The organism is Aeromonas sp. S11(2024), assembly GCF_041402345.1.
Taxonomy (GTDB): Bacteria; Pseudomonadota; Gammaproteobacteria; order Enterobacterales; family Aeromonadaceae; genus Aeromonas; species Aeromonas veronii.
Window position 1 is genome coordinate 310,931 of record NZ_JBGLRC010000002.1, and the last position, 9,528, is coordinate 320,458.

General features: G+C 61.5%; 7 protein-coding genes and 2 rRNA genes. All 9 read right to left on the reverse strand.

The window, feature by feature from the left end:
* Nucleotides 1–79: 79 nt before the first annotated feature.
* A complete protein-coding gene (locus tag ACB040_RS03230) occupies nucleotides 80–610 on the reverse strand; it encodes a GNAT family N-acetyltransferase (protein WP_371153200.1) in 531 nt (176 codons plus the stop codon).
* A 95-nt stretch (nucleotides 611–705) separates the two neighbouring features.
* A complete protein-coding gene (locus tag ACB040_RS03235; RefSeq protein WP_371153202.1) occupies nucleotides 706–2,904 on the reverse strand; it encodes a glycoside hydrolase in 2,199 nt (732 codons plus the stop codon).
* Between the two features lie 237 nt (nucleotides 2,905–3,141).
* A complete protein-coding gene (locus tag ACB040_RS03240) occupies nucleotides 3,142–3,906 on the reverse strand; it encodes a DUF2861 family protein (protein WP_371153204.1) in 765 nt (254 codons plus the stop codon).
* A gap of 65 nt (nucleotides 3,907–3,971) precedes the next feature.
* Nucleotides 3,972–4,619 carry a response regulator transcription factor gene (locus ACB040_RS03245; protein WP_216961044.1) on the reverse strand — a complete coding sequence of 216 codons (648 nt, stop codon included), beginning with the start codon at nucleotides 4,617–4,619 and terminating at the stop codon, nucleotides 3,972–3,974.
* On the reverse strand, nucleotides 4,616–5,998 hold the full coding sequence (locus ACB040_RS03250) for a DUF3404 domain-containing protein (protein WP_371153206.1): 1,383 nt from the start codon (nucleotides 5,996–5,998) through the stop codon (nucleotides 4,616–4,618). The genes ACB040_RS03245 and ACB040_RS03250 overlap by 4 nt, the downstream gene beginning before the upstream one ends.
* Before the next feature lie 145 nt (nucleotides 5,999–6,143).
* Entirely contained in the window at nucleotides 6,144–8,306 is a 2,163-nt protein-coding gene (locus ACB040_RS03255) for an AsmA family protein (protein WP_338772431.1), read from the reverse strand.
* Nucleotides 8,307–8,438: 132 nt separating this feature from the next.
* Nucleotides 8,439–8,945: an NUDIX domain-containing protein gene (locus ACB040_RS03260; RefSeq protein ID WP_338772433.1), complete on the reverse strand. Its 507-nt coding sequence runs from the start codon at nucleotides 8,943–8,945 to the stop codon at nucleotides 8,439–8,441.
* 183 nt (nucleotides 8,946–9,128) lie between these two features.
* Nucleotides 9,129–9,243, reverse strand: a 5S ribosomal RNA gene (rrf, locus tag ACB040_RS03265).
* 109 nt (nucleotides 9,244–9,352) lie between these two features.
* Nucleotides 9,353–9,528: ribosomal RNA gene (locus ACB040_RS03270) — 23S ribosomal RNA — on the reverse strand; the annotation flags it as partial.

The window sequence follows — 9,528 nt, forward strand, 5'->3', positions numbered from 1 at the left end:
GCGGCAATGAAAAAGGGCCCGCCTGAATTGCTTCAGGCGGGCCCTTCTCTTATCGGTAAAACAGCATTCCTGCGGCTGCTCAGCCGTGATCCATCACCGTCTCCACCAGCATGCTGTTGAAACGCTGATAGGCCTCTTTCTCAAGAAGCCCCGGATAGCTCAACACCCGCAGGGCATGACCTTGATAGTCAGGATGATAGGGCGGGTGGAGATGGGCATAGTCGTTGAGACAAAAGCCCAGCCCCTGATAGAAGCGCAGACGGCGAATGGCAATCTCATCCTCTGGCGGATCGATCTCGAGAATGACGGTTTTGCCTGCCCGCTCGCAAAATTCGGCCAGCAGGCGGCTGCCGTAGTTGCGGCCGCGCAGCGCCGGATTAATGGCCAGATGTTCGATATAGATCTGCTCGTCGCACGCCCACCAGAAGATAAAACCGAGCAGCAGGCCGTCCTGATAAAAGATTTGGCAGTGATAGCGAGGATCCTGCATCTTCTGTGGCTGATGCTGTGACTGGCGCTGCTCGTAGCGGGGAAAACTCTCGCCATAGATCTGCCAGACCAGCGGCCACGCCGGATGGTTTACCTCTCTAATCACTTCACTCTCAATCATCAGAACTACCTCTCATCTATTTTGCAGAACGTTCATCTATACATGAAAAGTTCTGCCACAGCATCCTCTGATGAAATAAAAGCCAGAACACCCGATTAGCGGGCGCCATCCGGTTGCGAAACAAACTGCTGCTGGCTGCCATCGGGCAGCAGCGCCAGCACGCTTTGAGCGGCCAGTTTTATCCCTGCCAGCTCGGTGGCCGGGCCGAAGTTGGCTATCAGTCGAGTGCCATCGGCAAACTCGCTCTGCTGCACCACTCCTCGTTTGTCGAGCCAGCGAAAACCGGTGAGTGGCTGGTTGTAGAGCCGCTCATGCAGCGGGCGGAAGAAGGTATCGAGCCCCTTGAGATAGGGAATGCGCACGCTGGCACTATCCAGACTGAGGTTGAGCAGCGGCGGCACGTTGTAGAGCTGCTGCAACAGTTCGGTCACCTGACGGCTCTCCCTGAATTTGAGGCTGTCCATCGTCCAGTGGTGGGTGGTCACTATGCTGTCGTGAAAGACGCTCTGGAACAGCGGCAACCGCAGCGCCGGATCGAAGTAGAGCCCCTGATACTCAGGTTTTAGATGGCTCTGGCGAAAGAAGAACGCGGGCTGATAGTCGGGATACCAGGCTCCCAGATAGTAGGGAGAGCGCTTGTTGCGGCGCATATCGGGATCCTGCCAGCCAAAACCGCTGGTCTGGGGGCCGTGGGCAAAGGCCGCGGTGCGGTTGGCAACCGCGCCGCCCTCCTCGGAGCCCACCAGCACCCCCTGACTCCTGGCAATCCACGCCATCCCAGCCATCCGGTTTTGCGCATCCTGCGCCTGACTGGTCGGCTTGGCCGGGTCAAAGTCATCAAACACCATACCGGTCGCCGCCACATCGAGGAACCAGCTGTTGTAGTGGCTCGCCTGCTGCAATTTGGGCACTCGCTGCTCCATCACCGGGCGCACGCAGGCCTGATTGGTGTAAACGCCGCTCTTTTGAAAGCCGCTCTTGCGCCGGCCGTTCTCCTGCATGATGCCGCAGCGCAGGTAAATATCCTGCCCCATCTGGGCGGTGAGCCAGCTCTGCTGGCGATTCCCCTCCGGCAGCGCGGTATCGTAAGAGTCGTAAGGGGCGATGAGATAGCCCGCCTGTTTGGCAAATTCAATCCCCTCTGGCGCAGCAAAACCGGCGGTCCACTGGGGCAGCCCCAGCCAGAGTCTGGGTAGTCCAGCCTGCTTGAGAGCGGCGATCATCTTGGCCGAGCTGCCATCACCCCAACTCTGCGGCTCGTTGAGCGCAGCCCCCAGTTGCGTGGCCGCCAGCTCACGCCGGGCAGCGAAATCGGCCGGTTGCTGACCCGGATGGCGCAGCACGAGCGCCTGCTCAACTCCGGCCAATACCAGATTTTGCAGATAGCGGTTGCGCTCAAGATCGGGCGCTTGCAGCGCCGTTTTGCTCTCCCCCTTGAGCCAGTCGGCGGGGATCAGGCGGCGCAGCACGGGCCAACTCTTCACATCCTGTGGCACCAGCAGTCGCTCGCCCCAGAGATAGAGGTGAGAGGCACCGATCAGCCGCTTGCCATCCGGTACTGCCGCCAGCTTGCTCTCGAGCGAGACCAGCTCGCCCCGCTCCTGCAGCCAGCTGCGATAAGCCTTGCCCGCCGCCAGCCAGTCGTTGCCCGGTTGCAGCGAGACCGCCACCTCATAGGGGTCGGTCAGATTGAGGCGATTGACGCTATGGGTCGCCGTCAGGGCAATGCCATCTTTCCCGGGCGTAAAAGTGAGCCGGTTGTTGAAGGGGTTGGCAAAGAGGATCGCCAGCTGCTGATCCCCGTGATCCAGCCCGACCAGCGGCAGGGTGAGATTTTCGGTGGTATTGATCCCCTGATACTCCTGCGCCAGCGCCTTGCGCCACTCGGGATGATCAACCGGGATGCGAAAACCCTCGTGGATCGGCAGCATCAGCGCCTGCGCCCCTGCCGGCACTCGCGGCCACACCAGCTCGCCAGCACTTGCACGGTTCAGGGTGAGGATCAGACGGTTGCTCTCGAGACGGGCAGAGGCACGCACCTCGCCATCGGCACGGGTCAGCCAGCTGGCACGTTCCCCCTCCTGCTGCAAGGCGGTGACCGGCTGACGCGGGCCGGGGGCAGAGATGACAAGATGCTGGCCTGATGGCAGCACAGCCTCGGCCGCCAGGGTGGCGGGATCCAGCTCGATGCGCCACTGATCGTTGGCCAGAGTCAGCGCCTCGGCAGGCAGGGAGAACAGCGGCATCAACAGCAGCAGGCGGAACCGGCTCGTTAGCACGGGGAAAGAGGTCATGGTCGGTGATTCCTGATACAAACGGGAGCCGCCATTGCAGCAGATCGGCAGGCTCAGATTGTCAGGGCAATGTCAGGATTAAGCCCAGAGCCAAAACGGAGAGGCTGCTCTGCCATTTCCTGTTTGATAGCCACCACCATCCACTGGCCAATTGTTGCAAATAACATCAGAAAAAAGTAACAGTCATTGCACCTGCGAAACAATCTTTGCCAGAAGCAGCGACTCAATCACCCGGCATCACTCCACCGGCCCCGCCTGACTGTGGCTCAGCTGCAACACCAGCTGGCCACGCTGGCTGGTCTGCACCAGCGAAAGGGTGCGCCAGCTGTCGGGCGTGGCTGCAGGCCAACCTACCTTGCCATCGAGAGGCAGGCGGTTCCACCACAGCAGTGAGTATTGCGGGCGAGCCAGCACAGTCTGCTCAAGCCAGAGCGGCGTACAAGAAGCAGGGTTGGCGGGGGGAGTGGCCACCGCCAGCGGCGAGCGGGAGAGCCAGTCCAGATCCTGCACCGCAGGCAGCGGCAGCACCACCTGCCACGCTTTGCCCGCCACCGTCAGCCGCAGCTGATAGAGTCCGGCTGGTAAAGGCGTCGGTAGATCGGCCCCCACGACCCTGACCCCTTTATTCTCTTCCGCCTCCCACTGGGCGCCAGCCAGCCGGTCATGGCCAGCGGGATCGATAAGTTCAGCGGCGGTGATGGACCCCTCCCCGGTCAGCTGCACCCGATAGTCCCGCAGCAGCGGCGCATCGCGCTGGATCAGCTCAAGGCGCAGCTCGCTCACCCCATCAGGCAAGGTCAGTGGGAAATCCTTGCCGCAGTGCTGGGCACTCAGCGCGGCCAGCATCCCCTGCCAGCTACGGCGCTCGGCATCGCTGTTGAGGGCTGGCCAAGCCTGCTGCAAAGATTGCCAGGCGTGCCGGTTATCTCCCTGCAACAGCGCCAAGGTAGCCGGTTGCAGCGGGTCGGCGCGCTCGGTTTCCAGGAGGCGATCGGTTGCCATCACGCAGCTTGCGTTCAGCAAGCCAACGCTTAGAACCAACAGCAGCCCAGCCAGCCTTGTGTGCTTCACTGTGCCACCTCCAGCCGGTAGCCGATGCCGCGCACCGTCTCGATGGCCAGTCCGGGCAACTTCTGGCGCAGCTGCAGAATATGGGTATCGACGGTGCGGGTGGAGGGAAACGCCTGATAGCCCCACACCCGGTTGAGGATCTCCTCCCGGCTCAGCACCCGCCCCGCCATCCGTACCAGCAGGGTGAGCAGGGCAAACTCGGTGGGGGTAAAGCTCACCTCCGCATCCTGCCAGCTCGCCTGCATCCGGGCGGGATGAAGCTGCAAGCCGCCCACCGCCTGAGTGCCATCCCCCAACTGACGCAGCTGGGCCCGGATCCGTGCCAGCAGCTCGTCGTGGGAGAAGGGTTTGGTCAGGTAGTCGCGCGCCCCCGCGTCGAGCCCGGCCACACGATCGCTCACCTCCACCCTTGCGGTGAGCACGATCACCGGCAGCGCCTTGCGCGCCAGCCATTGGGGCAGCCAGTCGAGAGCGTCCCCCTCCGGCATGGTGCGATCGAGCAACACCAGATCCGCCGCCAGCCACTGCTGCTCCGCCGCAGCCAGGGTGTCGCACCAGAGGCAGCGATACCCCTCGCGGGTCAGATAGCGTTGCAGGTTCTCCGCCAGCAATGCCTCGTCTTCGACAAGCAGGATGGTCTTCATGATTCGGGGTCGCTCCAGAGTTGGCAGGGCAGCGTCAGGGTGAAGGTGGTGGGCGGGCCGGATAGGGCGAGGCACCCGCCAAGACGGCGCAGCAGATGGCGTACGATGGCAAGCCCCAGCCCCAGACCATCGGCACGGGCACCGCGGCGCAGCAGGGTAGCGAGCCGGTAATTTGGCAGCTCGCCGCCATCGCTGACCGCGAGGATCAAACGCCTCGCCTGCCAGCTGGCACAGATCCGAACCGGTGCACGGCCATGCTGGCTGGCGTTGCGCAGCAGGTTGTCGAGGGCGAGATCGAGCCAGTAGAAGGGGAGCGCCAGAGTCATCTCTCGCTCAAGGCAGAAGGTGGCGTCATGCCGCTCGCAAGCCAGGGTGAGCCACTCGGTGAGACTGACCGCCACCCGCTCATCTTCCAGAGTCTCAGCCGCCAGATAGTGGCGACTGGCCTGCGCCAGCTGATGCAGGCGGGCGACACTGCCCAGCAGTTGCCCCACGCTCTGCTGGGCGGAAGGGGGCAGCCGGTCGAAATCGTGGCGCAGCTCCTCGCTGATGCCGGAGAGCGCCATGATGGGAGTGCGCAGCTCGTGGGTCAGCATCTGCAACGCGATGCGCCGCTCCCGCAGCAGGCGCCAGCGCTGCCAGCTGGCCCACCCCAGCAACAGGATAAAGCCAAACGTACTGGCCAGCGCCAGCCACTGCCAGTCAAGCGTGGGGCGAGTATTGAAACAGATCGCTCCGACTCGCTCTTCACAAGTACCAGCGGTACGGCTATCCAGCGTCACGCCAAGCCGATCGGCCTGCGGCTGCCACTGCCCGGCACCATAACGGCGCCACTGCCCATCGGCAAGCAGCCAGATCTGACCCGATTGCAGCAGCCAGCGCTCGCCCCGCAGCAGGGCGTCGAGGTTGTCATCATCGAGCTCGCCGAGCTGCCCCAACCGGTCGCGCCGCTCCCGCACATGGAGCAGAACGTCGAGCCCGGCCGCCGGATGACCTGCCAGCCAGCGAGCCACGCTGGAGCCGCCCAGCGGATAGATTGGGTGAGCGGCAAACCAGCTGGTCGAGGGCTTAGCACCTTGGCCACAAAGCGCCCTCAGCAGCGGCAGCCACTCGGCGGGCAAGTCATTCTCTGTTCCGCACTCCTGCTGGTAGCGATAGATGGCCTGCAGCTGGCGCAGCGGATAGCGCTGCCAGGCGGGATAGAGGGAGTCGGGAGCAATCAGGCGACGGTCGAGCCGCTGTACCTCGTCAAGGGGCAGCGTATGTTCGGGAACCTGCCTGGCCAGCTCGCCCGCCAGACGATCCGCCAGCGGCCCGGCCAGCACGGGATACGCCATGCCGTAGCAGATCAGGGAGCAGAGCAGCAGGATCAGGCGCATGGGTTCAACTCGAGATGACTCCGGATGAAGACGCAGCAGATCACTGCGCCATAAAAAATGTCAGCGCCATTTTTCAATGGCGCTGACATCCGGTCAACCGCTAACGGCATTGGAGCGGCTCCCGCCAGCCCATATGAACCGTCACCTATTTGAACAGTCCTTTGAGCAGCTGGTCAGCCACCCCTTTGACGGCTTCATTGTCGGCCTTGTCCCCCAGCAGCTTCTTGAGGCCGCGTTCGGCCTCCTTGCGCGCCTTATCCTCCAGCAATTTGTTGTTGCTGAGCAGCGCCTTCACATCGAGCTGATAGCTGGGTGCCTGCCAGTGACCGCCGATCCGCACCGGAATGGTGATCTCTTTGAGCTCATCCACATCCTTGCCCCCCTGCCCCTTGCTGCTCTCGACAATGGAGGTGAGGAACAGGAAGTCGAGGCTCTCCGGCACCAGCGCCGTCTGCCCCTCGCCCTTGACCCGCAAGGCCGGCGCAAAGAGCTGGATGTCGTTGCTGCGGGCGATGCCATCGGCAATCTGGAAGCTGGCGGTCAGGGCGCTGAAGTCGGTCTTGCGCGCCTCCTTCACCTGCTCGGCCCCCTTGCCGGTGAGGGTGGCCCGCGCCTCGCGGATCATCTCCGGCAGGTTGATGCCGTGCAGGGCACCGTCACTCAGCTTCAAGGTCACCTTGCCCTGCATCCCGTTGCGCAGCGCCAGCGCGGAGAGACCACGCCCCTGCACCTGCACATCGAGATCGCCTTTACCCTCCAGCAGATCGCTCTGGGCCAGAGTCTGCAGCAAGGGACGAATGTTCACTCCGGCCACCTGCTTGTGCACCTTGTAGGTGGCGGGTTGCTGGCGTGCGTCGAGAACCCCTTTCGCGCTTACCTGACCGCCCGCCACGGTCGCGCTGAACTGTTTGAGCGTCAGCAGTCCCTTGGCCAAAACCACCTGCAGATCGACAGCACCGAGATCCAGCCCTTTCAGACGCAAGCTGCCGAGTTGCAGCCGACCATCCAGATCCACCCCCTGGAGCGCGCCCAGATCCGGTTCGACCGCGGAGAGGGCTTCGCTCTTGCCGGTTACCGCTTTATTGCCACTTGCAGCGGCGTTGGGGGCGCTGGCCGCCGGTTTGTCCTCTTTCGCCTGCGCTGGTGTGGTCGGTGCCGATTTGGCGAGCCATTTATCGAGATCCAGCTTCTCCCCCTTGAGATCGAAGCTGATGGAGGGAACTGCGCCAAGCTGCACGGTTCCATCACCACTCAACAGCGCCTCATCGGCACTCATCACCAGCTTGCTCAGGGTAATCAACTGCTTGTCGAGCTCGGCACGGGCAAACCCGGCCAGTTTCAGCTTCATCTGCGGGCGTGGCAGCGCATCACCTTCCAGCGCTGCGGTCAGCACCATATCGGAGAGTTCGGCAAGCTTCATCTCTTTATCGAGCCGTCCCTTGAGCGTTCCTTCCAGCGAACCAGCCAGTGAAGCTTGCTGCCCCTCTACCTTGGTACCTTTCAGCGCCAACGCGAGATTGCTCCACTCACCCAGAGCCAGTCGGTCTCCCTTGATGGAGAAACTGTCGAGTCGCAGGGACGGGTCACTCAGGCTGCCACTGAGGCTCAAATCTTTCAGTTCACTGGCCATCACCTCCTGCGTCAGCTTGATCTGGGTCTGCCCTTTAACGTCGAAAGCGAGCTTGTCGGCACTCCCCTTGGCGGCCAGCGTCACGGGTACCCACTGATCGGTGGCCAGCTGCCCCATATCGAGATCGAGGCGATCCAGTCGCAGCGAGGTGCCGCTGCGATCATCCTGTACCAGCGCACTGGCCTGGGAGAGCGCGACACCCTGCAAGCTGATCTGCCAGGGCTTGCTATCAGCGGTTGGCGCAGGGGTTGCGGGGACGACCGGTGCGCTTGCATCAGCAGTGGCATCTTTGATCAGTCCGCTCAGATTGGAGCTGCCATCCGCCTTGGTCTGGATAAAGAGATGGGCGCCACTCAGGGTCACCTTGCCAATCTCCAGACGATGGGAGAGCAGCGGCAACAGGGCCACCGAGGCCTCACCCTGTTCGAAACGAATCAGATCCGGCTCGGCAAAGCCAGCCGGATTGCGCAGAGCAACCTTCTCCAGCGAGAGGCCGAGACTCGGCCAGAAACGCCAGTCAATCTCTCCCGCCATCACCAGTTCCCGGCCTGTGCTCTTGCGCACCTGTTCAGCCAGTTGGGGCTTGAATTGATTGGGGTCGATAAGGCTTATCAGCGTCACTATGGCCAGCAAGACCGCCACAGCGATGCCGAGCAAGATGAGAACTATCTTCTTCACGATATGCTCCTTGAGTCCGGATCCACTGCTGACTATACCACTCACCGTCTGACGAATGGCGCCTGCGGGACAAAAGCGGACAAGGATGAGACAGGGATGGTCGCTGCCAATCCCCATCGTCATCAGCAGGGATCAGGCCTGCAAAGGGGATTGCTGCAACCGCGCCATAGCTGTGCGCGTCGATTCGAAAGCAAAGCGGGGCAAGGGGATATCGCTGATCTTCAGCCACTGACAGGCGGCCACATCGTCAGCCGGCTGGATGACAGGTTTTTCACTCAGCCTGATGGCGAAAAAGGTGTCACAGGTGTGATAGGTGATGCCATCGTAGGGATAGATATTGGGGAATGAACCGAGATAGCTAAAAGGTTGGGCGCTAACATCGAGCCCCAGCTCCTCCTGCAACTCGCGCACCAGCGCCGCCTCCAGCGACTCGCCGGGATCGACAAATCCTCCCGGCAGATCCAGCAACCCCTTGCCCGGATTGCCCGCGCTCACCGCAACCAGCACCTCATCCTGCCAGCAAAGCGCCACCATTACCGCAGTCGCCACATTCTGGAAAAAATGAAAACCGCAGCCACAACGAAACTCTTTGGGGCTGATGCTCTGCAAGGTTTGAGCACCGCATTTTGGACAAAACATGGGCTATCTCCGACCAGATAAAGCACCATTTTACTCTGCCAAGGCCATTTTTTATGAGTTAAACCGACGGGGAAGACGAGGAATTCAAAGGGAGAGGAATAAAACGGAGCCATTATCAGGCGATTTGCTGATTTTCAGGCAATAAAAAACCCCGCTCGATGAGCGGGGTTTCTTGTATTGGGTGCCTGGCAGTGTCCTACTCTCGCATGGCGAATGCCACACTACCATCGGCGCTACCGCGTTTCACTTCTGAGTTCGGCATGGGATCAGGTGGTTCCACGGCGCTATGGCCGCCAGGCAAATTCTTAATCTAGAAAGCTGACGTAAATAACGACTAGGTCATTATCACTGAATTAGTAGTTCGCTTGGTATTTGCTACAAGCCTTAGAACACTTCTTGGGTGTTGTATGGTTAAGCCTCACGGGTAATTAGTATGGGTTAGCTCAACACGTCACCGCGCTTACACACCCCACCTATCAACGTTGTGGTCTCCAACGGCCCTTTAGGACCCTCAAGGGGTCAGGGATGACTCATCTCAGGGCTCGCTTCCCGCTTAGATGCTTTCAGCGGTTATCGATTCCGA

Coding starts and splice junctions, on each gene's coding strand:
- ACB040_RS03230 (WP_371153200.1), bottom strand. CDS start 610: ATGATTGAGAGTGAAGTGATTAGAGAGGTAAACCATCCGGCGTGGCCG.
- ACB040_RS03235 (WP_371153202.1), bottom strand. CDS start 2,904: ATGACCTCTTTCCCCGTGCTAACGAGCCGGTTCCGCCTGCTGCTGTTG.
- ACB040_RS03240 (WP_371153204.1), bottom strand. CDS start 3,906: ATGGCAACCGATCGCCTCCTGGAAACCGAGCGCGCCGACCCGCTGCAA.
- ACB040_RS03245 (WP_216961044.1), bottom strand. CDS start 4,619: ATGAAGACCATCCTGCTTGTCGAAGACGAGGCATTGCTGGCGGAGAAC.
- ACB040_RS03250 (WP_371153206.1), bottom strand. CDS start 5,998: ATGCGCCTGATCCTGCTGCTCTGCTCCCTGATCTGCTACGGCATGGCG.
- ACB040_RS03260 (WP_338772433.1), bottom strand. CDS start 8,945: ATGTTTTGTCCAAAATGCGGTGCTCAAACCTTGCAGAGCATCAGCCCC.